Source organism: Barnesiella sp., assembly GCF_022723415.1.
Lineage (GTDB): Bacteria > Bacteroidota > Bacteroidia > Bacteroidales > Barnesiellaceae > Barnesiella > Barnesiella intestinihominis.
The window spans coordinates 1-25,924 of the sequence record NZ_JAIJHU010000022.1; the positions used below are offsets into that span (position 1 = coordinate 1).

The window sequence follows — 25,924 nt, forward strand, 5'->3', positions numbered from 1 at the left end:
TAATAATTATGGGAAGTATAGCGGGGAAGAGGCTGTTGTCGATAAGATGGCAGACATGCTTATGTCTCACGGTCATGAGGTGGCGTTTTATCGCCGGACAACCGAGGGGGTAAGAGAATCGGCCGTTGGGAAGATAAAGGGATTCTTGTCGGGGATTTATTCATCGTCCGGAGTGCGAGGTATGCGGGATGCCTTGCGACGGGAACGTCCCGATATTGTGAGTGTGCACAATCTGTATCCGTTTATCAGTCCGGCTGCACTTTTCGAGTGTAAAAAGGCCGGAGTTCCGATCGTTATGACTATACATAATTTCCGATTGATTTGTCCCACGGGATTATTTATGCGTGATGGTTTGCCGTGTGAAGTGTGTTTGGAGCGAGGTAATGAGTGGAGTTGTGTACGATATAACTGCGAATGTAGTCGATTAAAATCGATTGGATATACCCTTCGCAATGTATATGCCCGTTGGACAGGTGCTTATCGAAAGAATGTAGCTGCGTTTGCTTGCATTACCGATTTTCAACGACAGAAGTTGATCGCTGCCGGATATGAAGCCGAAAGGGTAACGGTTATTCCGAATGGTATCGATGCTCCGGCCTCGTATGATTTAACCGGGGGTAATTATGTGGCGTACATCGGGCGATTGAGTTATGAAAAAGGATACGACTTATTGATAGAAGTAGCTCGCAGAAACCCGTCTATTCCGTTTCGATTTGCCGGGGCTAAGCGGGAACAAAGCGATATGGAGATTCCCGGTAATGTCGAGTTCATGGGATATTTACAGCAGGAAGAGCTTTCGGACTTTATTTGTCATTCCCGTTTTGTCGTGATGCCCAGTCGCTGTTACGAGGGGTTCCCTATGGCTATTCTTGAAGCTGCTTGTTACGGTAAACCTACTATCGGGCCGGCTCATGGTGGTTTTACCGAGATTATCGGTCGGGGAGAGCAGGCGATAGGAGACTTGTTCGAGCCTAATAATCTAGATGATTTGGAGCGAAAAGTGGTATCGTTGTGGAACCGTCCCGACGAGATTGCCCGATTGGGTGAGAAGGCTTTCGAGAAACTGAAACGGGAATATTCGTCGGAAGTAATTTATCAAAAATGGGATAATCTATTTCAAAAATTAATAAAAGAGTAATTATGCAAGAACAATTTAGGGGGGGGGCAAAAATCGTGCCAAAATAATTTAGGGAGAGATTCTAATATAGAATTGTTACGATTGGTATGTATGCTGTTCATTTTGTTGCATCATTTTATTGTTCATGGGTCGGAGTTTGTTACTGCTCCATCTGTATGGTTAACAATAATGAATAGTTTTTTGGTAATTGCTGTTGATTGTTTTGTTTTAATATCTGGATATTTTGGAATAAAAGCGAAGTGGAAAGGTTTTATTCATTTGTATGTATTGTGTGCCTTTTATAGTGTGTTTTTAACCTTATTTTCATTTTATGAAACAGGCCAATTTTCTATAAAAGAATTTCTCTTTTCATTTTTAGTCTTTTCCAATTCTAAATGGTGGTTTATACAATGTTATGTTTATTTGTTTATTCTGTCTCCGATATTGAATATTGTGATTGATTCAATTTCTAAAAATAGGAAAGTATTTATTGCTTTATTGTTGATCGGTTCAATTTTGACTTTTTATTTCGGATATTTATGGAAAGGAAGTATTAATCAAGATGGATATAATGTGATGAATTTTATTTTCCTTTATTTTATAGGACGATTTGTTGCCTTGTATATTGGATTTATTAAAATACGGTTTAGCATTGCATTATATTTAATGAATGTAGCTGTAATTTCTCTTATTGGAATAAGCATTTTACTGATGAATATCAATGTAAAATGGGTTTCTTTATTGTGCTTTCCTTATAATAGTCCATTTGTTATTTCAGCTGCTATTGCTTTTTTTCTATTGTTTAGAAGTCTAACATTTAAAAACTGTTATGTGAACTGGATGGCTTCGTCTGCTTTATCAATCTATTTGATACATGAGCATAATTACATTTCTTGTAAATTATATAATTATATAAATTCGTTAAGTAATATGGCTGATAGTAATTATATATTATTTATAAATTTATTGTTTTTGGCCTTGATTATTATGGTGGCCTGTATTTTAATAGATAAGTTACGGATGTTTATTACCAATCCAATAGAGCGCTTGATTCTTAAAATCAATTGGGATGGGTATACAAATAAATTAGTTACAAAGATTGATAATTGGATTGGTTGAAAAAATATTGAATTTAATATGAAACAATTATGCAAGAACAATTTAGGGGGGGGGCAAAAATCGTGCCAAAATCGAATAATAGGGCTGGATTTAGTTCGAAGCTGTGCGATATTATTTGTGATAGCAGGCCATTTTTTTGTCTTGAATACTCCATTTAAAAATACAGATTTTGGAGGTTTTTCGATGTTTTTGCAGGCAATGTTCATTCCGTTATTTATGACGGGAGTTCCGTTATTTCTTCTGTTGACCGGTTATTTGAATGCTAATAAAACAGTATCGAAACGGTATTATAAAGGCTGTATTCGGGTACTGGCTTCTTATTTTCTGTTTTCGCTCCTTACGATTTTGTTTCGTAAATATTATTTACAAGAGGATTTGACTTGGGCAAAATGGATTTTGAAGATATTCGATTTTTCGGCTATACCATATGCATGGTATATCGAGATGTGGATAGGATTGTTCCTCTTGACACCGTTCTTGAATATGTTGTATAAAGCAATACCTACTCGGTGGCAGAAACAGGTTTTGATATTGACATTGTATGTGATGACGGCATTGCCCGATTTGTTGAATCGGTATGGACTACATTGGGTTCCCGGATTCTGGGCTTCGTGCTATCCGTTGACATTTTTCTTTGCCGGCTCTTATATTCATGAGTATAAACCACGATTTGAAAGTTGGAAGTTGTGGATTGTGATTTTGTTATTGTGCCTGATAAATCCTGTATTTAATTCATTGTTCGTACATAATCATACGCTTATTCAAATTGCGGGAGGCCCGTGGGGTGTATTTGGAACGGTTATTGCTATGGCATTTTTTCTGCTGTTTTATCAGACCGATTTCAAATTACCGGTATTGCGTAAAAGTTTGACAAAGATTTCGCTTTTGTCTCTCGATATGTATCTATGTTGTTATCTGTTCGACGCAATGGTTTATCCCTATTTCATGGAACACTATTTTGTGAATCAGTCGCAATTTGGGATCTATTTCTTTGTTATTGTTCCCATATTGTTTATTGGCTCATTCTTATTGGCTTGGGTGAAAGAGGGTACATTCTGTTTGGTGAAAAGGTTGATGTAAAAATTTGTACAGTTTTAATTTTTTCTATTTTCTTCTTAGTGAAATTACGAGAAGCCGGGACTTTTGAATCGTAAGCAAGAGGCATATTGTCGTAGATTGTATTTCAGTAAATATTTCTCTGCTTCTGTGATTCCCGTGTTTGGGAGGGGAGAATGGTGTGAAAAAGATTCGGAACGGTGGAGTAGATAGGGAATAACGAGGGATTATATTTCAAGTAGAGTAATACATTTACAAACCGAGTAAATAAGTCATCGATGGGCTCGGTCTGAAATCAAACAAGCGGGTAAGATTGTTTTATAGTCGGGATAGGGGAGTTCCGACAGTCACTTTATATATCAATTTTTATGGAGAATTATTTCAATATCAGGTATGAGTTTGATAAACGAGCTGTTTTACAGGCTATCGACGAAGCGTTGTTATTGGGGAAGCCGGGATATATATGTGTCTCGGACGGGGTTATTTTAAGTACGGTAAACCGGGACCCGGATTACAGACAGGTTGTAGATGGAGCGATGTTCTCTATTTGTGATAGTGGTTATGTACCCTTGTATTTGCGATGGATTTATGGTATAGAACGTCACCAGTATTGCGGAAGCGAGATTTTTATGGATATTGTCCATATGAAGCGATATAAAATGGCTTTTCTTGGAACGACGCAAGCGACTTTAAACGGGCTGCAAAATAACTTGTCGGAGATAGATCCACGAATTGCAAACATGTGGTTTTACTCATTACCTTATAAGAGAGTTGAAGAGTTTGACTATCCGGCTATTGCCGAGATGTTGGAAAAAGATGGCTCCGAGATTATTTGGATTGCATTGGGTGCTCCCAAGCAAGAGATATTTATGAGCAAATTAAAACCCTATTTGAAACGAGGGGTGATGATCGCTGTGGGAGCGGCATTCAAATTTTATAGCGGAACCGATGTGAACAGGGCTCCTTATTGGATGGTGCGGGCTCATTTGGAATTTTTGCACCGAATTTATTGCGAACCGAAAAAGCAAATAGGGCGTTGCTCGATGATTGTGGAATCTCTGCCTAAATTGCTTTATCAAGAGTGGAATCGCAAGCGAAAACGTAAAAAATTGGCGGGAAAAACCGAGTGATTGATTCGAGGAAGTAGGCCGGTAGAGCCGAATTTGAAAATTTGACACTACATTTATCTTTTGTTATATTTATGGAATATAAGAAGCTGTTTTAAATTTATTCCGAGACAGGGGCTCAACATGGCCGGAACATACCTGCTTGCAATGATAATATTATTTCTCAATAAATTTAAAACAGCTTCTAAGATGAGTCTTATCAAAAGGCCTAAGCGAGCTTAACTTTTTTGCTTTCGACTTTCGCTATATTTGTAGAATATAGGATACGGTTCGGCAGAGTCAAATCGGAAATGTGATTTCCGTTTGCCTTTGCAATCACCTTTCGCTATATTTGTAAAATGAAGGAATTGCTTCGGTAAGGAACTCGAATAAGCTCGTTTTTTGCATTCGGCTATATTTTTATGGTGACATTATAAATAGATGAAATAATCAATAAAAGCGAATAAATACAGTTATGAAAACAGCGCTAATTACCGGTATTACCGGGCAAGATGGATCATTTCTTGCAGAATTTTTATTGGAAAAGGGCTATGAAGTGCACGGAACGATCCGTCGGTCTTCGGTAGACTACCGTGAACGTATAGCCCATTTGGAAGGTCGGCCTCATTTCCATTTGCATTATGCCGATTTAGGAGACTCGATGAGTCTGATTCAGGTGGTCGGGAAAGTAAGGCCCGATGAAATATATAATTTGGCAGCTCAAAGCCATGTACAAGTGTCATTCGATGCCCCGGAATTTACAGCCGATGTAGATGCCACCGGTGTGCTTCGCATTCTTGAAGCCGTCCGCCAATGTGGTTTGGCCGAAACTTGTCGCATTTATCAGGCTTCGACGTCGGAGTTGTATGGTAAGGTAGAACAAGTTCCACAAAACGAACAGACTCCATTCCACCCGTACAGCCCTTATGCAGTGGCCAAGCTCTATGGATTTTGGATTGTCAAAGAGTATCGTGAGGCTTATAATATGTTCTGCTGTTCGGGTATCTTGTTTAACCATGAATCGGAACGTCGGGGGGAGACTTTCGTGACTCGTAAGATTACATTGGCCGCCGCTCGTATTGCACAAGGGAAACAAGAGAAGCTCTATTTGGGAAATCTTTCGTCGTTGCGAGATTGGGGATATGCCAAGGATTATGTAGAGTGCATGTGGCTCATTTTACAGAATGATAAACCGGAGGATTTTGTGATTGCCACCGGTGTACAGCATTCGGTACGGGAGTTTTGTCAGTTGGCATTCCATCATGTAGGTATAGAATTGGATTTTGTAGGCGAAGGGGAGAATGAAAAGGGAATAGATCGGGCGACCGGAAAGATCATTGTCGAGGTCTCTCCTGATTTTTATCGTCCTACCGATGTGGTGAATTTGTGGGGTGACCCGACGAAAGCGAAGAAAGAGTTGGGGTGGAATCCCATGAAGACCTCTTTTGAAGAATTGGTGAAGATTATGGTCGATGCCGACATGGCGAAAGTGGCGGTCGAGAGAGCCGGAGACGAGATTCGCATGAACTTGGCTGAATATCTGGAAAAGGGTATTGTTAAATAAGAAAAGAATCGGTATGGAAAAGAGTGCCAAAATATATGTAGCCGGACATCACGGATTGGTGGGATCGGCTATTTGGAAGAATTTGCAGGAAAAGGGTTACACCCATTTGATAGGTCGTTCTCATAAAGAATTGGATTTGCTCGACGGGGTTGCTGTGAAGAGATTCTTTGACGAAGAGCAACCGGAGTATGTGATTCTGGCGGCCGCTCATGTGGGGGGAATTATGGCAAACAGTATCTATCGGGCAGATTTTATCTATCAAAACCTGCAAATACAGCAGAATGTCATCGGTGAAAGTTTCAGACATGGAGTAAAGAAATTGTTGTTCTTGGGCAGTACTTGCATTTATCCGCGTGATGCTCGACAGCCGATGAAAGAGGATGCATTGTTAACTTCTCCGTTGGAATATACGAACGAGCCGTATGCGATTGCCAAGATTGCCGGTTTGAAAATGTGTGAAAGTTTTAATTTGCAATATGGAACCAACTATATTGCTGTAATGCCTACTAACCTTTATGGCCCTAACGATAATTTCCATTTGGAGCGAAGCCATGTGTTGCCTGCTATGATTCGTAAGATACATTTGGGAAAATGTTTAATGATGGACGATTGGGGTGCTGTTCGTAAAGATTTATCGTTGCGGCCAGTGGAGGGTATCGAGGGAACCGCCACGACAGGAGCTATTCTCACGGTGTTGGGTAAGTATGGTATTTATCCCGATTATGTGGAATTGTGGGGGACCGGGAAACCGTTACGTGAGTTTTTGTGGAGCGAGGAGATGGCCGATGCTTCGGTATATATTCTCGAACATGTCGATTTCTCTGATGTGAAAGGTGATAACCCGGAAGTAAGGAATTGCCATATCAATATCGGAACAGGTAAAGAAATAACCATAGCTGCTTTGGCTCATCGGATACGGGAAGTTGTCGGTTATGAAGGAGAGATTCGGTTCAATGCCGATAAACCGGACGGGACCATGCGTAAATTGACCGATGTTTCCAAACTACATGCTTTGGGGTGGCATCATAAAATCGAGATAGAGGAGGGGGTACAAAAGATGTACGATTGGTATATCGCAGACCACACGGATTTGTTTCGTTAAGATAGTTCTACCCAACATATAAAAAAGCCCAGAAAGATTGAGGTCTTTCTGGGCTTTTTTATATGTGACTTTTACAGAATATGACTTGGCTCAAAATAAAACGAATTTATTTTGAGCCCGTCTTCCGTAATGTTTTTTGTTGAAGCTGGTTAGTCTGTCCAGTTCATTAACTTACGGAGAAATGGAGTCAGTTCGTCAGCCATGCGTTGTTGTTGTAAAAGGCTGGGATGCCAACTTGCTCCGTATCCTAATTCTCCGGTTTGGGGAGTCATATCGAAACGATATACTTCTAGGTCTCCGGCTTTGTGAAGTGTATCGGAGAGTCGGTCGAGCGTATTTTTAACCAAAGACAACGACTCACCATGAAGCATACAGCCTGTAAGCCACACGATTTTGGCTTTTGGATAATTATTGCGTACTGTTTTATGGAAAGCGAGATAGGCATTATACAAACGATTCGTATCATAACCGGGCGTGCTGGTATCGTTTGTACCGAGGTTTATGCATACGACGTCTGGGATATATCGGGAGAAGTCCCAAATTTCGGAGGAATCATTGAAAAGAGTTTGATTATACATGGCTGGCATACAGTCAGGACTGCCTTCACGTGGCCCGTTATAATTTCGGTAGATACCTATTCCACTGCGAGCTATTGCAAAATGTTGGGCATAGAGGTTTCGGGCAGTGATTGCAGCGTAGGTGTAATAGTGATTTTCTGTTTCTTCGGTAAAGGGATCGGAGGCTTCAACACTCTCTATTCCGTATCCGCATGTGATGGAATTACCGATAAATTCGATTTTGCGTTGTGGAAGATTGGGCGGGAATACCAAGTTTTTCCCTTTGTCAAGCAAAAAGCCTTTGAATTCCGGTTGACGATGGAAAGCCTCTATTACATTCATGATAGTCACGGTATGAACCGTATCGTTTAGTGCAGAGGCAAGGGTAACGATCGAGTCGGAGGGGGAGTTGAATGAAATTTTGAAAGGGGCAGCATTGTCGATCTTTACCATAAAAAATCCACTCATGGGCTTGGCATACATTTTTAGAGATGTACCCCGGAATGAAGCCCGTATTTGAACCCCGGGATAATTGAAACGAATAGCATCCGGAGCTTTATGGCCGATACGACCTATGTATTGAATGTATCGGTGCGAGGGATTTATAAACTCTCCTTGCAAAGGAAGAGTTTTCGAGAAAGAGCTGAACCCTGTCCATAGCAGGGCGATAGCAAAGAAAAAAAGTTTTTTCATCGTTTTTTATGAGTATTATAAGGAAACAAAGATAATATTCTTTTGTAATTATTGCAATGGGTGAAATCGATAGAAATGCCTTCGTTTTTATAAAAAGAAAGAGGTATCCTCACGGACACCCCGTCTGAAATTATAAACATCAAAAATAAAAGTTCTTTATAGAATTAGTTTAGTGTCGAAGGTCTGTTATATGTTATAGAAAATAGTTTACTGGTTCCGTCGCCGTTATTGGTCGATAAATTGGAACTTTCGGCATTGTATCTTACAACGACGTTAATATCTGTGTCACTCGGATATTGAGGTAATTTGAAAGAAATATAGTCCGAGCTTTTGCTATCTTTGATATTCCCTTTTTCATATATGAGAAAGAGTGTATCTGTTTTAGCCTCTGGATTGTATAATTTAGGTTGGACTAGCTTCAAAGAACTCGGATCACCGTTTTCTACATCATGTTTGACATATGCAAAAGTCAATATCGTGTCGTCTTTGCGATAGCTTAGGAAAGGTTCTACACCATATAGTGTGGGCAATGTGTCACTAGCGAAAGAGGATATAGAATTATCGAATGTATAGTTTTTACAATCGAATTTATGTACCCCTGCAATCGTGGCATTGTATATACCTTGCGCCAATTGGGTTCCTTGATTATCGAAATCGATGGTCGTGGTAGCTAATATTCTGTCGCCTACTTCTAACCTTTCACCTTGTAATTCTGCGCTTGTCGCAGATATACCGGCTCGGTCTATAAACATATAGGAAGTTCCTGTCGAAGTTTTATAGATACTGCCCGTAGAGTATACAGATAAAGTATTTCCACCGTCACCTAAACAGCCGGAAAATGATAAAACGCCACAGAGTAAAATTAGAATAGATACAAGTTTCAATGTGTTCATTATTTTTTTGTTCTTAGTTTATAAATGTTGTTCGTTTAAAAGCCAGTTCTTATTCCCAACGTTAATCCAAAGTTGAAAGGTTTATCTTTCCATATATTGTGTATACTCGAATTATTCTCGATATAATATGTGATATGAGGCTCCAAATAAAGTTCCGTTTGCTTATACAGTGTGAGAGCCGCTCCTAATTTGGCCTGTACAGAGAATTGTACATTTTCATGTTCGAGCTTTTTATACCCAGACCCGGAGATTCCTTCGTCGTGTCCTTCGTCTTTCTGCTGTCCGGTAAGGTAAAAATCGACCTTTCCTCCCGCAGAAGCATAAAAAGATGCTCGTTTCACTCGGGCAAATCGATATATAATATCTATGGGAATACCTAAATAATGTAATTCTTGACTACCGTTTCCGTTGGTTGAATGATATTTGGAGTATAAATAAGTGTATATTATACCTGATTCTAACTCCCAATTTTTTGCCAAACTTTTGGAAACTGTGGCTCCCACAGATAATGGCATCTTGTGGTCAAATTCATAAACTGGATTCCTTCTTGCCGACATCATCATTAGCGGATTTCTCGTGCGAATAGCTTTGGCCGGATTCTTACTGTTTCCAGAGGTCGCATTGGATGCCATAAGTCCGAATTTTAGCCCATTGCTTTTACTCTTTTTCATCGGTTCGGTAATTGCAAGATCGGCCTCTTTCAGTTTTTTGCCGTCATTTTCGAAATCTTCTAACTTTTTCCGATAGGATTGTGAATCGTATTGTTCTGATTTTGTATTATTAGCTCTGTTTTCTACTTGGGATTCATTCATTTTATTCGTTTCGACGATTTCAATTTTTGAGTCTGTTTGAGTTTCTTGCTTTGTTTGACTCTGAGACTGATGCGATGAAACCGGTAAAAATTTGGGTGTCTCTACCGAAGGAGATTCAATACTTGAATGAAGATTTGAAATAGAAGGTTGTGTTATTGTGGGAGCTGTGTAATCCTCATTAACAGCGAGAGGTGCGGATATTTCTTTATCTGGATATTGCCATAAAGCCACCGTAACGATAACACCCATAACGATTGCAGCGGCCGAATACCACATGATACGACGATAGAGGGGTACTTTATTGGGTACTCTTTTAGGCAATCTCGACTCAATACCCGACCACATGGCATCCGGAACATCGGATTCATGTTGTACCAGTTTGGTACGTATTGCTTTTTCGAAATTCTGATCGTCTATCATTAATAGATTGTTATCAATACCTGTTTATTTTAATTCTTTAATCCATTTTTGCAGCAATCTTTTTGCCCGTGTATACTGCGATCTCGAAGTACTTTCATTGATGTTTAAAGTCTCGGCTATTTCTCTATGTGAATAGCCTTCGATAGCAAACATATTGAAAACCGTCCGAAAGCCCGGAGGTAGTTGCGCGATGAGTTCCATCAATTCATCGGCCGATATTTTTTCTACGGCAGAGTAGTCGGCCTCTTGCTGTGGTTCTAACGCATCTAACTCGACTCCGTTTCTTAACAGATCGTTTTTGCGTAAAGCCTCTAATGCCGTATTGACAAAAATGCGCCGCATCCATCCTTCAAAAGAACCTTCGTAACTGTAACTCCGTATGGAAGAAAAAACTTTGATAAATCCGTCTTGCAAAAAGTCTTCTGCCATTTCTCGATTATCGGCATAACGCAAACAAACCGACATCATTTTGCGAGCAAAAGTTTCGTAAAGTAACTTCTGCGCTCGAACGTCGTTGTTTTTACAAGCTTCTATCAGCTCTTTTTCATTCATACCGATTTACTCGGCCTGAGTTACTTCTACATTAAATAGATGTAATCAAACCCTTTTTTGCTGCATGAGATAAAAAATAATATAGCAGTTCTTTGTTAAATAATATTATATCAAAGAACCGCTAAGTGAGGGAATAGACCAGTCTTCTCACTCCAATTTATGAATAATCAGCCCAGATCTTAATTTAGGTTCGAACCATGTTGTTTTGGGTGGCATTATGTTACCCGTATCCGCTATGTCCATCAGTTGTTTCATCGATACCGGATATAGAGCCAAAGCCATTTTCATTTCACCGCTGTCGACTCGGTGTTGCAATTCTTCGAGTCCCCGGATTCCTCCGACGAAATCGATTCGTTTGTCCGAGCGTAAATCTTTTATACCCAAAATATCCCTGAGAATTAGGTCGGAAGATATAGTTACATCGAGTATTCCTATGGGATCGTTATCGTCGTATGTACCTTCTTTTGCCGTTAAGGAATACCATTTTCCATCTATATATAGAGAAAAATTATGTAGCTTTTTCGGTTTATATATTTGCACTCCTTTTTCTTCGACAATGAAATTTTCTTTTAGTTTTTCAAGAAATTCATGAGGGGTAAGTCCGTTCAGGTCTTTTACAACTCGGTTGTAATCGATAATCTGTAATTGAGATGCCGGGAAGCAGACTGCTAAGAAGTAATTGTATTCTTCGTCACCGCGATGATTGGGATTTTGCCGGGCTTTTTCATTCCCTACTAGGGCGGCCGCAGCCGTTCGGTGATGTCCGTCAGCAATATATAAATTGGGAATTTGTGCAAATAGTTCTGTAATTCGAGCTATCGTTTTATCGTTGTCGATTACCCAAAAATGGTGTCCGAATCCATCGGGAGCTACAAAATCATATTCAGGAGAAACAGAAGTTTCTTGTTTGATGATTGCATCGAGTTCTGTATTATCAGGATAAGCGAAGAATACCGGTTCGATGTTGGCATTATTGATACGCACATGTTTCATACGGTCTTCCTCTTTATCTCGCCGAGTAAGTTCGTGCTTTTTAATTGCTCCCGACATATAGTCTTCGACGCATGCACCTACGACCAATCCATATTGAGTATGTCCGTTCATGGTTTGAGCGTAGATGTAATAATGTTCTTTGTTATCTTGTACCAACCAACCTTTCTCTTGGAACATATTAAAGTTCTCTACCGCTTTTTGATAAACTTCTGGACTATGTTCGTCCGTACCGGAAACGAAATCGATCTCAGGTTTAATAATATGGTAGAGCGACTTTTCATTACCATCGGCTTCTTGGCGCGCTTCTTCTGAATTGAGAACATCATAAGGCCGTGAGGCCACCTGCTCGACGAAATCTTTCGGAGGACGTATTCCCTTGAATGGTTTAATCTTAGCCATAGTAGATAGAGGTTAGGTTAATTATTATTTATTGGATAGGATAATCGTTTGTTCACGATCCGGTCCCACCGATACAATTTGGATAGGTACTTGTAATTCTTTTTCCAAAAATGCGATATAATCATTGAACTTTTGGGGAAATTCTTTTTCTGTGTGAATCTTAGTCATATCGGTTTTCCAGCCCGGAAGTTCTACATAAACCGGTTCAATATTTTCTTCAATAGAGTAGGGGAATTCAGTAGTTTCTTTTCCATTTATCCGATAAGCGACACAAGCCTTAATGGTTTCGAAAGAATCGAGAACATCGCTTTTCATCATGATTAGTTTGGTTACTCCATCTATCATAATTGCGTATTTCAAGGCTACCAAATCGATCCAGCCGCAGCGTCGTTCTCGTCCTGTCACAGCACCGTATTCATGGCCGAGGTCTCGTATTTTCTTTCCGGTTTCGTCGAATAGTTCAGTTGGAAAGGGGCCGCTTCCTACCCGGGTACAATAGGCCTTGAATATACCATACACTTCTCCGATTTTACTAGGAGCAACGCCCAATCCGGTACATGCCCCGGCACATACGGTATTCGATGACGTGACGAACGGGTAAGAACCGAAATCGACATCGAGCATCGTTCCTTGCGCTCCTTCGGCGAGGATAGATTTTCCTTCTTTCAGGTAATGATTGATAACGTGTTCGCTGTCAATGATTTTAAATCTTTTCAAGTATTCGATAGCTTCGAACCATTTGGGTTCCAATTCGTCTATGTTGTAATCGTAATTAAGAGAGCGAAGAATATTTTCGTGTTTAGTTTTTGCCGTGGTATATATTTTTTTGAAATCGAGGAATATGTCGCCTACGCGAACACCGTTTCTACTGATTTTATCGGAATAGGTGGGTCCGATACCTTTTCCTGTGGTCCCGATTTTGGAGCTTCCTTTCGCAGCTTCATAAGCCGCATCGAGAATTCGGTGTGTGGGTAAAATCAGGTGAGCTTTTTTTGAAATGTAGAGGCATTGGGTGAGATCGTGTCCGCTTTCGGCTAAACTTTCGGCTTCTTCTTTGAACAGAATAGGATCCAAAACTACGCCATTCCCGATGATATTTATTTTCCCTCCTTGAAAAATACCCGAAGGAATAGAGCGTAAAACATATTTTTCGCCTTTGAATTCCAGTGTATGGCCGGCATTGGGGCCTCCCTGAAAGCGAGTGATTATATCATAATTGGGTGTCAATACATCAACGACTTTACCTTTACCTTCGTCGCCCCATTGCAATCCTAAGAGAACATCGACTTTCATAATTTGAGTGTTATGTAAACTTTAATTCGGTTTATTTCTTTTCGATTTTATCTTTTTTGTTTTTGTTGCTACATCGGCTACAAATGCCATAGACATATAGGGTATAGTACGATGTATTGAATTTATTGAATTTGCGAGTATTCAAATTGGACATCAAATCCAAATCTTTTACTTCCCTGACTTTACCACATTTCATACAGATGAGATGATGATGGTTGGCATTATATACTCGTTCATACTGTGCCAGATTACTCCCGAATTGGTGTTTGCGCACTAAGTTGGCTTCGAGTAACAGATCTATCGTGTTATAGACCGTGGCTTTGCTTACTCTGTATCCATTTTGGATCATAGCTTCATATAGAGTTTCTACATCGAAGTGTTGAGTTGTCGTGTATATTTTCTCCAATATAGCAAACCGTTCCGGGGTTTTTCGTAAATTCCGGGATTCTAAAAATTGTATAAACAACTGTTTTACAGTTTCTTTTGATTTTTCTTCTGGCATGGTAAACAACCTATGTTACAAATTTAGCTATTTTTGTATTACAAGCAAAACAAATTCAGTTTGAATCGTATCTCGAAAATTCTTTGAACAGTTCCTTTTCTTGGTTTAATTCATCGAATAAGTTACTGTATAACTCATTGTTCTCGAATGAGTTTTTTGAATTCGACAGAATATAGACAGAAAGTTTGTCATGATGCATGGCTTGTTTGAGATAATTGACGGCAGGAAAAGCTAAATTGACATTTGGGTCTGCCACTTTTTTTAGTGCGATATCGGCTATCTGCTCGAATATCGAAATGTCGTTTATTTCGTGGTGGTCGATAAGCCAAGCTGTCGCTAACTGCAATCCGGTATACTGTCGTATCATCTTGTCGGAGAGACTCCATGACAGTGCTTTTCGAGGTGCGAATCGGAGTCGGCGGAACAGGCTTTTACAGCATATATCGGCAATTTCGATATTGGGCATATTCGTGACCCACTTTTCTGCTTCATCTTCGTTAAATTCATCTGCGGGGTAGAGCATAGGCGCCAGCATCATCGATTCACGCACGGCGGTATCGTTCCACAAAGCATTTGCCAGTTGAGCATCCGCCGGTATCTCTTCGGCTATTTTTTTTAACAGGGGTAATGTTAGTCCAAAGTTTATTTTGTAGTTGGCTCCGAGATTTCTCATGTTTTGAGAAACGATCCCGTTCATTGCCTGTCTGAATTTAAGTTTTATGTCTTTGATTTTTTGTTGCATGATGTGTAATTGAAATTTGTTGCAAGATACAAATTAAAAATAAGCGAGTAAAGATGTTTTGTAGAAAAAGAGCACCCCGATATATCTGGCATATATCGGGGTGAGGGTAGTATCGTTGTATCGATTATTTACAAACAACGGGTATAGACGTATAGATAGGCAGAGGAGAATAGTCTTTGGAGTATCTCAACATTTGCTCGGCATATCCTTCGTTATAGGAGATTTGTATGTCGGTTATATTTCCGTTCTCGTCGGTGATAGGTGTATAGACCGGATTTACAAATCCTTTGTACGGAGCTATGTGTAGGTTTTCATATCGAGCCAATACCTCATTGTGCAAATCTTGGTCGACAATTACTCCATACTCCTCGACTAAGTTTTTACCGCTTTCGTAATCACCTTCCGATTTTATCCGTTGTACTTCGGCCAGTAATTTACCGAACAAACTCCGTAGTTTTTCATAATCATTGATGACAACGTAAGTTTTTCCATCACGTTTGGCAAATTCCACGACATTGTCGGCTTTACCATGTTCGTAGGCCCAACGGGCGATTAATTGGCGATTACGCATGTGCGACTCTTCTATGTTTTTTCCCGGTTCTATGCGGGTGAGCTGAGTCATGAGTCCGTTCATCATGTATTTGTAATAAGCTGCTTTGTAGGCATCCTCCGAAGGAAGAAGACCTAATTCCAATATTTTGGGATCGGCCATATAATATAGAGCGAACAAGTCGGCACGAGCTTCTTCCAATGTGGAGCTATATGCTTTTAATGCATCGGGATCTACACCGGGTAACAATTTACCGGATCCATGACCCAAGCATTCGTGTAAATCGGTGTGAAGGTTGTCGGCTTGGAAGAGGTAGTTATTCATCAAATTCCGTTCGGTATCGCTCCATACGAACTCATCGTTGAATCCGTTACCTTGCGCGGCTTTCTCGTAAGCCTCGGTAATGTTTTCGATCGTTACCGATTTTGATCCGTGAATGTGGCGAATCCAGTTAGAGTTGGGTAAATTGATACCTATGGGGGTGGAGGGGTAACAGTCTCCGGCTAACATTGCCGCTGTGATTACTTTGGCTGAAACACCTTTTACTTTATCTTTTTTGAATCGAGAATCCACCGGAGAATTGTCTTCGAACCATTGAGCATTATCGCTGATCGTATGAGTCCGTTCCGATGCTTCGAGATTTTTAAAGTTGACGATAGATTCCCAGCTCGCTTTCATGCCCAATGGATCGCCGTAAGTTTCGGTAAAACCGTTGACAAAATCTACTTGGGAATCGAGATCTTTTACCCAGAGAATGGCATATTCGTCGAATTGTTTCAAATCACCGGTTTGGTAATAATCGATGAGTTTCTCGATGACTTCTTTCTGTTGTTCGTTTTCTGCTACGCCGGCAGCTTTTTCGAGCCAATATACAATCTTCTCGATAGCTTCGGTATAGAGTCCGCCCACTTTATAGGTTTCTTCTACGATTTTTCCGTCACGTTTTACTAAACGGCTATTCAGTCCGTACGAGATAGGAGTTTCGTCTTTGGGATTTTTCATTTTGTTATAAAACGCTTCTGCCTCGGCCTGAGTCACACCATCGTAATAATTGCATGCCGAGGTGACGATGAGGTCCTCACCGGCAGCTTGATTTACTCGTTTGGGCATGACCGAGGGATCGAAAATAACAGGAGTCAATGTATTGAGTAGATCGTCTACACTTGCACCAGTGGTTAGAGGAAGTGTTTCAGGGTCGAGCGATTTAACAGCTTCGGTAAAAAATTCTTGTGAAAATTCGGGAACAAATTTGTCACAGCCGTAGTGATGGTGAATTCCATTTGAAAACCACACCCGTTTCAGATAAACTTCAAAATTTTTGAAATCCTGACTTTCGCGGTCTCCGGTATAGTTTTGATAGATTGCTTCGAGAGTGCGGCGAATGGCCAAGTTCCATTTTCCGTTTTGGTCATAAAGTATATCCCGGCCGTATGCCGCAGCTTCGGAGAGGTAATAAACCAATTCTTTTTGTTTTAAAGATAATTCCTCGAATCCGGGAACTTTGTAACGCAGGATTTCAAGATCGGCAAACGATTCTACGGTGTAATCGAAGTCGTCTTTTTCCTGTTTGGTAGCACAAGATGCTAAGATAAGCAATGAAGCCATTGTACAAACAATTTTTTTCATATAACGTGATTTTTTGAAATTTGGTTTATTCTACATACAAGACTAACCCTTTCAAGTATTCACCTTCCGGGTGATAGATATTAACCGGGTGGTCGGCGGGTTGAGTCAGTTGGTGTAAAATGCGGACATTGCGTCCCGATTGTGCTGCGGCACTGAAAACAGCCAATCTGAAATTTTCTTTACTTACTACTTGCGAACAAGAGAATGTGAACAATATTCCTCCCGGACGAATTTTTTCGAATGCTTTTGCATTCAGTTTCCGATAACCTTGCAAAGCATTATTCAATACTTTTTTATGTTTTGCAAATGCCGGTGGATCGAGAATAATTAAATCATATTGATCTCCCATAGTATCCAAAAATTTGAACGCATCTTCGGCAAATGCTTGATGCCTGTTATCTCCGGGAAAGTTCAACTCTACATTTTTGCAGGTCAGATCGATAGCTTTCGAAGAGCTGTCGACCGAATGTACCAATTTGGCATTACCCCGCATGGCGTAAAAAGAGAAACCGCCGGTATAGCAGAACATGTTTAAAACCGATCGTCCGTGAGCGTAGCGTTCGAGCAAGGCCCGGTTTTCCCGTTGGTCGACGAAGAACCCGGTCTTTTGCCCACGAACCCAATCGACATAAAATTTCAGTCCGTTTTCCGTGGCGATATTAGGTGCATCGCCCCCCAACAGATATTCGTTTTCTGCATCAAGTTCTGCTTTATAGGGGAGAGTAGTTTCCGATTTGTAGTAGATATTGTCTATCGCATTTCCCAAAACCGATTTCAACGCTTGGGCTATTTGATGACGGGCGTAATGCATGCCCGGAGTATGAGCTTGCATGACAGCCGTTTTATTATATAAGTCGATGATAAGCCCCGGTAAATTGTCTCCTTCTCCATGTACCAATCGGCAGGTATTGTTATACTCTCCGTTAAGGAGACCGAGACTTAATCGCACATTATATGCCTCTTGCAATCTTTTGAAGTAGAATTGCTCGTTTATTTCTTCCGGTTTAAAAGTCAATATACGAACGGCAATACTACCGATTTGGTATTGGCCTATACCGATAAAATTTCCTTGATGGTCTGTTACCTCGACGATATCTCCTTCTTCTGGTTGTTTCTCAAAGCGATATATCGCTCCTGAGAATACCCATGGGTGGAATCTGTGGAACGAGTCTTCTTTCCCCGGTTTTAATGTTATTTTAATGTAGTCCATAGTCTGTTACTTAAAGAAAAATCGGAATATATCGTTTCCATTAGCATAAATCAATAATGCAAATAGGAAGAGCATGCCTCCCATTTGTGCGTATTCCATAAATTTATCGTTCGGTTTCCTTCTTGTAATCACTTCGTATAGTAGGAATAAGACATGTCCTCCGTCAAGAGCAGGAATAGGTAAAATATTCATGAAGGCTAATATGACCGAGAGAAATGCTGTCATGCTCCAAAAAGCCTCCCAGTCCCATGTTGCCGGGAATATACTTCCGATAGCTCCAAATCCGCCTAAACTTTGAGCTCCTTCTTTGGTGAATACATATTTCATACTACTCACGTAGCTCTTCAATTTGTCCACTCCCAATTCTATCCCTTTGGGAAAAGATTCCCAGAATCCATAATGTTCTGTGACTATTGCATAACTATCGCTCAAAGGAGCAATGGCTATGCCTAATCGTCCCAAAGAATCTGTCGTGATTTCTGTCGTTTTCACTTCTGAGCCTCGGGAGTAGACAACCGACACGCTGGTGTTAGGTTTGGATTCCAGTATTTTGTGCATTTCATTTAGTGATGATGCCTTTTCTCCATCGATCGATTCTATATGGTCTCCCTTTTGCAGACCGGCTCGTGCTGCCCCGGTATTCGGGGAGGCTTCGAACACGACAGAAGGAATACGGTATAATGCGAACAGTTCTTCTTTATCGATCAATCGTAACATAAAGTTTTTGGGGATTTCGATGGTTATTGTGTCGTTATCTCGCAAAACTTTCACCTCTTTGGCGTCTACTATTTTTTGAAGGGTCTCGCTCGACATATAATTCAAATCGACACCGTCGGCCGAGAGAGGAATATCTCCGTTTTGGAATCCTATGTTTCTTGCCGACTCACAGTATTCCATACCAGCGTAAGCGTTTTTGAACGGTATATAAGATGTTCCCCATGTGTAGACGATCATCGAATAGATGAAGACGGCCAAAATGAAATTAAATACAACGCCCGCTACCATAATTAGGAGCCTTTGCCATGCCGGTTTCGACCGAAATTCCCACGGTTTGGGCGGCTGGCTCATTTGTTCTCTGTCCATCGATTCGTCGATCATTCCCGAAATCTTCACATATCCTCCGAACGGTAGCCAGCCGATTCCATATTCGGTATAGCTATTTTTAGGTTTGAATTTGAAAAGAGAAAACCACGGATCGAAAAACAGATAGAATTTTTCAACCCGAACCTTGAACATTCGGGCGAATATAAAATGTCCAAATTCGTGGAAAATGACTAATATGGAGAGGCTTAATAGTAGTTGTACTGTTTTTATTAAGAATGTTTCCATTAATAATGCTATTTTTTATTGATATGATTTAACAAGTTCGGTCGCATAATTGCGGGCTAATTTGTTTGTGTGGACGTAATCCTCATATTCGGGTGACTCGATAAATTCTATATGCTCCATTGTTTCAGAAACAATGCGGGCAATGTCGGGGTAGGCGATCGTGTCGTTAAGGAAACCGGCTACGGCTATTTCGTTGGCCGCATTCATAATGCAGGGCATATTCCCACCTGTTGCGACAGCGTCAAATGCATATCGTAACAAAGGGAATCGTTCGAAATCGGGATACTCGAATGTGAGTTCGGAGTATTGTTCGAGTGTCAATTTCGGAGCCGAGCTTTCCAAACGAGCAGGATAGGACAAGGCGTATCGAATGGGGAGTCTCATATCTTGGGTCCCCAGTTGAGCTTTGACAGATCCATCTTTGAATTGAACCATAGAGTGCACGATAGATTGCGGGTGTACGGCAATTTCTATGTTTTGAGGGGATACGTCAAACAGCCATTTGGCTTCGATCATTTCAAAGCCTTTGTTCATAAGTGTTGCAGAATCTATGGTAATTTTATGTCCCATGTGCCACTTGGGGTGTTTTAAAGCGTCGCTTTTGGTAACATGCGCCATCTGTTCTGCCGTGAATTTTCGGAATGGTCCGCCGGATGCCGTTAAAATGATTTTCTCGATAGGATTATCTCCTTCGCCAACTAAGCACTGGAAAATAGCAGAGTGCTCCGAATCGACAGGAATGATAGGTGTCCGGTATTCGAGAGCAAGACGTTTGATGAGATCCCCGGCAACTACCAATGTTTCTTTATTGGCCAAAGCAATGGTCTTATGAGCTTCGATAGCTCGTATAGTAGGTTTTAACCCCGAATATCCTACCATTGCCGTGACTACTATATCGATGGGCGCTGCCTCTACGATTTCAGAAATGGCATTTTCTCCCGCATATATTTTTATAGGGAAATCTTTCAGAGCTTCTTTCAGCTTATTATAATGAGCTTCGTTGGCTATTACTACCGAATCGGGATTAAAATGTTTGGCCTGTTCTATCAGCAAGTCGACGTTATTATTCGCTGTTAATGTGTATACCTCGAATAAGTCGGGATATTCGGCGACAACTTCTAATGTTTGAGTTCCAATCGATCCGGTAGAGCCTAATATTGCTAATTGCTTTTTCATTCGGTTTAAGAGGTCAAATCTCAATTTTAACTTTACAAAGGTATAAAATAAAGTGTATCTTTAATGAATCGGGATTAGAAAGTGATATATTTTTCCGGGTCTAACGACTGACCCATGTGCCACAATTGAAATTCGGCCACACATGATTGTTTTGAGGATTTACCATCTTCCCACCCGGTCACGGCTATTTTTTCACCTCCCGATACTTTATCTCCTATGTTTTTAAGAATCCCCGAATTATATTTATAGACCGACAGGTAATTATTGCTGTGCTGTATATATACGACATATCCGTAATCGATTGTATAACCGGCGGAAACAATCGTGCCATCGAGGACGGCAGAAACAGCTGTATTTCTGGGGCACTGTATGTCGATACCGAAATGTCCTTCTTTGGGGTTATAGGCTTTGATTATTTTGCCTTTTAGCGGCGGGTAAAACAGTTTTCCGTCGATAGGAGTAGTCGGGGTAAAAACATTTAGCGTGTATTTTTCTTCTTGTTCGTATTGCTTGATATAGTTTGCCATCAGTTTGGATTCCGGTAGAAGAGTATCTGTCGTTGTGGAAAGCAGACTGTCGGCTTGTTGTCCGATAGAATCTATTTTTATTTCACCGGTAAGTATGGAAGCAAGATTTTTTATATATGCGTCGCGACGCTGTACTTCTGCCGCCAAAGAATCGACTCTAAGGATTTTATCAACCATTTCGATTCGTTCTTCTGTTTTCAAATATCCGGGTAATAAATTTTTTACAGGTGTACCTACGATTACAGAGAGTATAGCTACGACAATCAGACCAATGAGAAGAATGGCGGTCATTATGGCTCCAAATCGGGAAAAACAAATAGTCCATACATCTTCAAGAGAGCTTTCGTTGAAAAATGTAAGTTTGTATTTGGAGCGTTTTTTCGAGAAAAAATCAGAATTTTTTTTATTTCGTTTCATAAATATTACCTCTGTTATTCGATGGGTAAAAGTTTCGCATTCATCGGTATGTGCAAATTTAATAATTTATTACCAACCGGTATAACCTGTTTTCATTTTTTATAAGAAGCTTATATAGCCTAAATAATATAGAATTTTACTATCTCTTTTTTTCGACGGTTGGTGAACACATTCTTTTATCTGTTTGTTTTAATTTACAAAAACGGATAATAGCGTTTGACTTATGCTCCTGTTTTTTTGAAATGTAATTGCAAAATTGTATAACTAAAACAAATTAAAATGAAAACAAATTTCTTTTATTTAGCGGTAGCCATAGCTACAACTTCGCTTTTCTGTTATTCCGAATCGGCAGGAGCTCAAGCGATTATTGTTGAAGAAGATGTTTCGGTAACAGAGGTTGTACCTACCAAGCCTCGGTATTATTCTGATAGTCATAAAAATAACTGGTTTATTTCGATAGGAGCCGGAGGTCAAACTTTTTTGACCGAACATGTAGGAGATGCTCAATATACACTGGCTATGGACTTCGCTATCGGTAAATGGATCAGCCCGTATTTGGGATTCCGATTATCTGCAATGGGAGGTGCTTTACATACCAATTGGCCGCTTGCCGAAGGAGTGATGACACATATGCGTTATGCTGCGGTTTACGGCGATATCATGTGGAATATGTTTAATACTTTCCACGGTTATAACGAGGATCGTGTATTTTCTATCATACCTTTTGCCGGAGCCGGTGGTATTTATTCATTCCATAATACTCCATATAATAATAAAACGTATGCTTTCCCTATAACAGCCGGTATTAAACTGAATTTCAGATTGTCGCATTATGTCGATTTCTTCTTGGAGGGACGAGGTAATTTAATTGGCGATCATTTTAATGGAATTGTCGAAGGAACAGAAGTCGAAAGTGTTATTTCGGCAATCGGAGGTTTTTCTATTAAATTCGGCAAAGACCGATTTAAAGCATACGATGCTTATGCCGATCAAATGGTTATCGGCGATTTGAATAACAGGGTTAATGCATTGAGGGCTCAATTGAACGAGTGCGAGTCAAGAGTTGTGGAATGTCCTCCATGCCCAGAAGCGGTTGTAGAGGAGGTAACTGTAATAGAGCCAGCGGCTTGTAGCCAAGAGTTGACGGGTGTAGTACGCTTTACGATCAATAGCGCTGTTGTTTCTAATGAAGAAATGGTAAATGTTTATAACATAGCACAATGGATGAAAAGCAATCCATCTTGTAATATCTCGGTAATAGGGTATGCCGATAAAGCAACCGGAACACCCGAGTATAATAAACAATTGAGCCAGCGTCGTGCGGAGTCTGTTGTCAAATTATTGACCGAGAAATACAATATAGATAGAAAACGAATACAGATTATTGCTAATGGTAGTGATTCTCAATTATATCCGAAAAATAATAATTGGAATAGAATTGTCGTATTTTCTGGTTCGGCTCAATAGATAATTAGATAAGGAAATAGCAAAAAAGCGGATAGTATTCAAAATTTACTATCCGCTTTATTATTGCTTTGATCAGTGGCTTTTTATCCATTCGACAATCCATTCGCCTACGTCGTCGGTATGGTAGGATTTCGTACTTGTGCCGGCGATGTCTTCGGTTACGATTCCGGCATTCATCGATTTGGACACGGCCGTTTGAATCGATAAGGCTTCTTCTTTCAACCCAAATGCATATTCGAACATCATAGCCGCCGACAATATGGTTGCCAACGGGTTGGCTATATTTTTCCCCGCTGCCTGAGGATAGGAACCGTGTATAGGTTCGAATACAGAAGTATGCAGGCCAATCGATGCCGATGGCAGCATACCTAAGGAACCTGTGATAACGGAACCTTCGTCGGTGAGTATATCGCCAAACATGTTTTCGGTAACGACGACATCGAAACTTTTGGGACATTGAATCATGCGCATGGCAGCGTTATCGACGAATAAAAATTCGGTTTCGACTTCTGGATACTCCGATGCTATTTCTTGCGTGATTTCTCTCCATAGTCGGGAGGTCGCCAATATATTCGCTTTATCGACCATTGTAACTTTTTTACGCCGTTTCATGGCGTATTCGTATGCCAATTGGACAATTCGTACAATTTCTTCCCGACTGTATATACAAGTATCATAGGCTATGTTCCCGTCTTCACTACGGCCTTGCGGTCGCCCGAAATATAATCCTCCCGTTAATTCTCGGATACACATAAAGTCTGCGCCGTCGATAATATTGGAACGGAGAGGAGATTTATGAATCAATCCGGGAAAGGTGGTTATGGGACGAATATTTGCGAATAGTCCGAGCTTTTTCCGCATGGCAAGTAACCCTTGTTCAGGGCGTACGGTCGCATTGGGGTTATTGTCGTATTGGGGCGAACCTATGGCTCCAAACAAAACGGCATCGGAGCGCATACATAATTCATGTGTAGAGTCGGGGTAAGGCAATCCGGTTTCTTCTATGGCGCAAGCTCCTACCGGGGCTATTTGATATTCCAGAGAATGTCCGAATTTTTCACAAACGGCTTTTGTTACGTTCAAAGCCTGTTCCACTACTTCTGGTCCAATTCCGTCACCGGGCAATACTGCGATATGTAATTTCATATTCTTTCTATTTTAATTGTCTTGTATATTCAGCTCTTTATCTTCTATTAAGTTAAGCATTTTGATTGTGGCTTGTATGGCGGCTTCCATTTGATCGGCGTCCAATCCCTGTGTTTTCAAAATATTTCCATTATAATCCCATGAGATAACGGTTTGTACCAATGCATCGGTGTGTCCGCCGGGAGGTATGTTTACTGTATAGTTTGTCAACGACGGGAACGTTCGTCCGAGTTGTTCTTTGTATATCTTCCGTATGGCTTTTACGAATGCGTCGTATTGTCCGTCGCCGGTAGACGCTCCTTCGTATGTTTTTCCGTTTACTTCGATGGCAATGATTGCTACTGGCTTTAATCCCTGAGAAAGGTTTAAAGTATAATTTATTACCTTGACGTGCTGAGCTATGGTTTCGTGTTTTAATACGTCTGAAATGATATAGGGAAGATCTTCTGGGGTAACCATTTCTTTTTTATCACTTAACTCGACCACTCTCTGAGTTACTCTCTTGATGGATTCGTCATCGAGTTCGATACCTAACGATTCGAGATTTTTACGGATATTGGCTCTCCCGGAAGTCTTGCCAAGTGCATATTCGCGTTTCCTCCCGAATCGTTCGGGTAATAAATCATTGTAATAAAGATTGTTCTTATTATCTCCGTCGGCATGAACTCCCGCACATTGAGTAAATACGGATTCTCCAATAATAGGTTTATTGGCTGCGACTCGTATTCCCGAATAGGATTCAACGATACGACTCACTTTGTTTACCATGTTTTCGGTAATTCCGGTTGTCGCTTTTACGTGATCATGCAACACGGCTACGACACTGGTGAGGGGTGCATTTCCTGCTCTTTCGCCCAGCCCGTTTACGGTACAATGCACGCCTTGTATTCCGGTTAGAGTTGCAGCGAAAGTGTTGGCAGTCGCCAAATCGTAATCGTTATGAGCATGAAAGTCGAATCGTAAGTCGGGGTAACGCCTGCGCATGGCTCTGCAAAATTTTAGCGTTTGAAGAGGATTCAAGATACCTAATGTGTCGGGCAACATGAACCTTTCCACAGCTTCATTTTTTAAAGCATCCATTAAATGAAAAACGTATTGAGGGGAATGTTGTATCCCATTGGACCAATCTTCCAAATAGAGATTGATTTTCAGTCCGACTTCTTTCGCTTTCTTAATAGTTTGTTTGATATCTTCGACGTGTTCCTGTACCGTTTTTTGAAGTTGGAAGGTACAATGTTTTTCCGATCCTTTGCAGAGCAAATTCATCACTTTGGCTCCACAAGAACGAATCCATTCGATAGAAGCTCCTTTATCGAGAAATCCCAATATCTCGATTTTGTCGATGTGCCCTCGTTTCTCGGCCCATTCGCATAATTGTTTCGCCATTTCGTACTCTCCGGTGGAAACTCTTGCCGAGGCAATTTCGATGCGAGGAATTTTTAGGTCTTCTAAAAGTAAGCGAGCGATACTCAATTTTTCCTGTCGGGCGAACGATACCCCCGACGTTTGTTCTCCGTCTCGCAGAGTAGTATCCATAATTTCTACAACCATAGTAC

General features: G+C 40.6%; 22 protein-coding genes. 7 read left to right on the top strand and 15 right to left on the bottom strand.

What is annotated here, in order from left to right:
• The 6 genes from QVD32_RS06005 to QVD32_RS06030 all read left to right on the top strand — a co-directional run.
• Positions 1-1,138 (top strand): glycosyltransferase family 4 protein (locus QVD32_RS06005; protein ID WP_287710161.1); only part of this gene is annotated, 1,138 nt, incomplete at its 5' end.
• 72 nt (positions 1,139-1,210) lie between these two features.
• On the top strand, positions 1,211-2,236 hold the full coding sequence (locus QVD32_RS06010; RefSeq protein WP_262483659.1) for an acyltransferase family protein: 1,026 nt from the start codon (positions 1,211-1,213) through the stop codon (positions 2,234-2,236).
• 18 nt (positions 2,237-2,254) lie between these two features.
• Positions 2,255-3,316 (top strand): acyltransferase, encoded by a 1,062-nt coding sequence (locus tag QVD32_RS06015; protein WP_287710162.1) that lies wholly within the window; start codon positions 2,255-2,257, stop codon positions 3,314-3,316.
• Between the two features lie 344 nt (positions 3,317-3,660).
• A complete protein-coding gene (locus tag QVD32_RS06020; protein ID WP_021892524.1) occupies positions 3,661-4,422 on the top strand; it encodes a WecB/TagA/CpsF family glycosyltransferase in 762 nt (253 codons plus the stop codon).
• Between the two features lie 451 nt (positions 4,423-4,873).
• On the top strand, positions 4,874-5,962 hold the full coding sequence (gene gmd, locus QVD32_RS06025) for a GDP-mannose 4,6-dehydratase (RefSeq protein ID WP_021892525.1): 1,089 nt from the start codon (positions 4,874-4,876) through the stop codon (positions 5,960-5,962).
• A gap of 13 nt (positions 5,963-5,975) precedes the next feature.
• Positions 5,976-7,064 carry a GDP-L-fucose synthase family protein gene (locus QVD32_RS06030; RefSeq protein ID WP_021892526.1) on the top strand — a complete coding sequence of 363 codons (1,089 nt, stop codon included), beginning with the start codon at positions 5,976-5,978 and terminating at the stop codon, positions 7,062-7,064.
• A gap of 149 nt (positions 7,065-7,213) precedes the next feature.
• Here QVD32_RS06030 and QVD32_RS06035 read toward each other — a convergent pair whose 3' ends face one another.
• From QVD32_RS06035 to QVD32_RS06095, 13 genes are all read right to left on the bottom strand, one after another.
• Complete coding sequence (locus tag QVD32_RS06035; protein WP_021892527.1) at positions 7,214-8,314, bottom strand: SGNH/GDSL hydrolase family protein; 1,101 nt, start codon at positions 8,312-8,314, stop codon at positions 7,214-7,216.
• A gap of 164 nt (positions 8,315-8,478) precedes the next feature.
• Positions 8,479-9,207: a hypothetical protein gene (locus tag QVD32_RS06040; RefSeq protein ID WP_008862136.1), complete on the bottom strand. Its 729-nt coding sequence runs from the start codon at positions 9,205-9,207 to the stop codon at positions 8,479-8,481.
• A 35-nt stretch (positions 9,208-9,242) separates the two neighbouring features.
• Positions 9,243-10,439: an outer membrane beta-barrel protein gene (locus QVD32_RS06045; RefSeq protein ID WP_021892528.1), complete on the bottom strand. Its 1,197-nt coding sequence runs from the start codon at positions 10,437-10,439 to the stop codon at positions 9,243-9,245.
• A gap of 24 nt (positions 10,440-10,463) precedes the next feature.
• Positions 10,464-10,991: an RNA polymerase sigma factor gene (locus QVD32_RS06050; RefSeq protein WP_021892529.1), complete on the bottom strand. Its 528-nt coding sequence runs from the start codon at positions 10,989-10,991 to the stop codon at positions 10,464-10,466.
• 147 nt (positions 10,992-11,138) lie between these two features.
• Complete coding sequence (locus tag QVD32_RS06055) at positions 11,139-12,383, bottom strand: DUF1015 domain-containing protein (protein WP_021892530.1); 1,245 nt, start codon at positions 12,381-12,383, stop codon at positions 11,139-11,141.
• Between the two features lie 24 nt (positions 12,384-12,407).
• A complete protein-coding gene (locus QVD32_RS06060) occupies positions 12,408-13,676 on the bottom strand; it encodes an adenylosuccinate synthase (RefSeq protein ID WP_008862132.1) in 1,269 nt (422 codons plus the stop codon).
• A gap of 31 nt (positions 13,677-13,707) precedes the next feature.
• A complete protein-coding gene (locus tag QVD32_RS06065) occupies positions 13,708-14,178 on the bottom strand; it encodes a Fur family transcriptional regulator (RefSeq protein ID WP_008862131.1) in 471 nt (156 codons plus the stop codon).
• 55 nt (positions 14,179-14,233) lie between these two features.
• Entirely contained in the window at positions 14,234-14,920 is a 687-nt protein-coding gene (locus QVD32_RS06070) for a DNA alkylation repair protein (RefSeq protein WP_051008906.1), read from the bottom strand.
• 124 nt (positions 14,921-15,044) lie between these two features.
• Complete coding sequence (locus tag QVD32_RS06075; protein ID WP_008862129.1) at positions 15,045-17,096, bottom strand: dipeptidyl-peptidase 3 family protein; 2,052 nt, start codon at positions 17,094-17,096, stop codon at positions 15,045-15,047.
• A gap of 25 nt (positions 17,097-17,121) precedes the next feature.
• Entirely contained in the window at positions 17,122-18,306 is a 1,185-nt protein-coding gene (locus QVD32_RS06080; protein ID WP_008862128.1) for a class I SAM-dependent rRNA methyltransferase, read from the bottom strand.
• Between the two features lie 6 nt (positions 18,307-18,312).
• Positions 18,313-19,635 (bottom strand): RIP metalloprotease RseP, encoded by a 1,323-nt coding sequence (rseP, locus tag QVD32_RS06085; protein WP_008862127.1) that lies wholly within the window; start codon positions 19,633-19,635, stop codon positions 18,313-18,315.
• Between the two features lie 15 nt (positions 19,636-19,650).
• Complete coding sequence (locus QVD32_RS06090; protein ID WP_040296041.1) at positions 19,651-20,811, bottom strand: 1-deoxy-D-xylulose-5-phosphate reductoisomerase; 1,161 nt, start codon at positions 20,809-20,811, stop codon at positions 19,651-19,653.
• Between the two features lie 74 nt (positions 20,812-20,885).
• A complete protein-coding gene (locus tag QVD32_RS06095) occupies positions 20,886-21,755 on the bottom strand; it encodes a murein hydrolase activator EnvC family protein (protein ID WP_008862125.1) in 870 nt (289 codons plus the stop codon).
• Between the two features lie 279 nt (positions 21,756-22,034).
• Here QVD32_RS06095 and QVD32_RS06100 point away from each other — a divergent pair, with 279 nt between their 5' ends.
• Positions 22,035-23,222, top strand: a complete 1,188-nt coding sequence (locus QVD32_RS06100; protein ID WP_021892534.1) for an OmpA family protein — start codon at positions 22,035-22,037, stop codon at positions 23,220-23,222.
• Positions 23,223-23,294: 72 nt separating this feature from the next.
• On the opposite strand, the gene leuB is transcribed toward QVD32_RS06100, so the two are convergent.
• A complete protein-coding gene (gene leuB, locus QVD32_RS06105; RefSeq protein WP_021892535.1) occupies positions 23,295-24,368 on the bottom strand; it encodes a 3-isopropylmalate dehydrogenase in 1,074 nt (357 codons plus the stop codon).
• Positions 24,369-24,380: 12 nt separating this feature from the next.
• On the bottom strand, positions 24,381-25,919 hold the full coding sequence (locus QVD32_RS06110; protein ID WP_021892536.1) for a hydroxymethylglutaryl-CoA lyase-like TIM-barrel protein: 1,539 nt from the start codon (positions 25,917-25,919) through the stop codon (positions 24,381-24,383).
• Between the last annotated feature and the right edge of the window lie 5 nt (positions 25,920-25,924).

What these genes read in the sequence shown, in the direction of transcription:
- QVD32_RS06015 (WP_287710162.1), top strand. Translation starts at nt 2,255, where the DNA reads ATGAAACAATTATGCAAGAACAATTTAGGGGGGGGGCAAAAATCGTGC.
- QVD32_RS06020 (WP_021892524.1), top strand. Translation starts at nt 3,661, where the DNA reads ATGGAGAATTATTTCAATATCAGGTATGAGTTTGATAAACGAGCTGTT.
- gmd (WP_021892525.1), top strand. Translation starts at nt 4,874, where the DNA reads ATGAAAACAGCGCTAATTACCGGTATTACCGGGCAAGATGGATCATTT.
- QVD32_RS06030 (WP_021892526.1), top strand. Translation starts at nt 5,976, where the DNA reads ATGGAAAAGAGTGCCAAAATATATGTAGCCGGACATCACGGATTGGTG.
- QVD32_RS06035 (WP_021892527.1), bottom strand. Translation starts at nt 8,314, where the DNA reads ATGAAAAAACTTTTTTTCTTTGCTATCGCCCTGCTATGGACAGGGTTC.
- QVD32_RS06040 (WP_008862136.1), bottom strand. Translation starts at nt 9,207, where the DNA reads ATGAACACATTGAAACTTGTATCTATTCTAATTTTACTCTGTGGCGTT.
- QVD32_RS06045 (WP_021892528.1), bottom strand. Translation starts at nt 10,439, where the DNA reads ATGATAGACGATCAGAATTTCGAAAAAGCAATACGTACCAAACTGGTA.
- QVD32_RS06050 (WP_021892529.1), bottom strand. Translation starts at nt 10,991, where the DNA reads ATGAATGAAAAAGAGCTGATAGAAGCTTGTAAAAACAACGACGTTCGA.
- QVD32_RS06055 (WP_021892530.1), bottom strand. Translation starts at nt 12,383, where the DNA reads ATGGCTAAGATTAAACCATTCAAGGGAATACGTCCTCCGAAAGATTTC.
- QVD32_RS06060 (WP_008862132.1), bottom strand. Translation starts at nt 13,676, where the DNA reads ATGAAAGTCGATGTTCTCTTAGGATTGCAATGGGGCGACGAAGGTAAA.
- QVD32_RS06065 (WP_008862131.1), bottom strand. Translation starts at nt 14,178, where the DNA reads ATGCCAGAAGAAAAATCAAAAGAAACTGTAAAACAGTTGTTTATACAA.
- QVD32_RS06070 (WP_051008906.1), bottom strand. Translation starts at nt 14,920, where the DNA reads ATGCAACAAAAAATCAAAGACATAAAACTTAAATTCAGACAGGCAATG.
- QVD32_RS06075 (WP_008862129.1), bottom strand. Translation starts at nt 17,096, where the DNA reads ATGAAAAAAATTGTTTGTACAATGGCTTCATTGCTTATCTTAGCATCT.
- QVD32_RS06080 (WP_008862128.1), bottom strand. Translation starts at nt 18,306, where the DNA reads ATGGACTACATTAAAATAACATTAAAACCGGGGAAAGAAGACTCGTTC.
- rseP (WP_008862127.1), bottom strand. Translation starts at nt 19,635, where the DNA reads ATGGAAACATTCTTAATAAAAACAGTACAACTACTATTAAGCCTCTCC.
- QVD32_RS06090 (WP_040296041.1), bottom strand. Translation starts at nt 20,811, where the DNA reads ATGAAAAAGCAATTAGCAATATTAGGCTCTACCGGATCGATTGGAACT.
- QVD32_RS06095 (WP_008862125.1), bottom strand. Translation starts at nt 21,755, where the DNA reads ATGAAACGAAATAAAAAAAATTCTGATTTTTTCTCGAAAAAACGCTCC.
- QVD32_RS06100 (WP_021892534.1), top strand. Translation starts at nt 22,035, where the DNA reads ATGAAAACAAATTTCTTTTATTTAGCGGTAGCCATAGCTACAACTTCG.
- leuB (WP_021892535.1), bottom strand. Translation starts at nt 24,368, where the DNA reads ATGAAATTACATATCGCAGTATTGCCCGGTGACGGAATTGGACCAGAA.
- QVD32_RS06110 (WP_021892536.1), bottom strand. Translation starts at nt 25,919, where the DNA reads ATGGTTGTAGAAATTATGGATACTACTCTGCGAGACGGAGAACAAACG.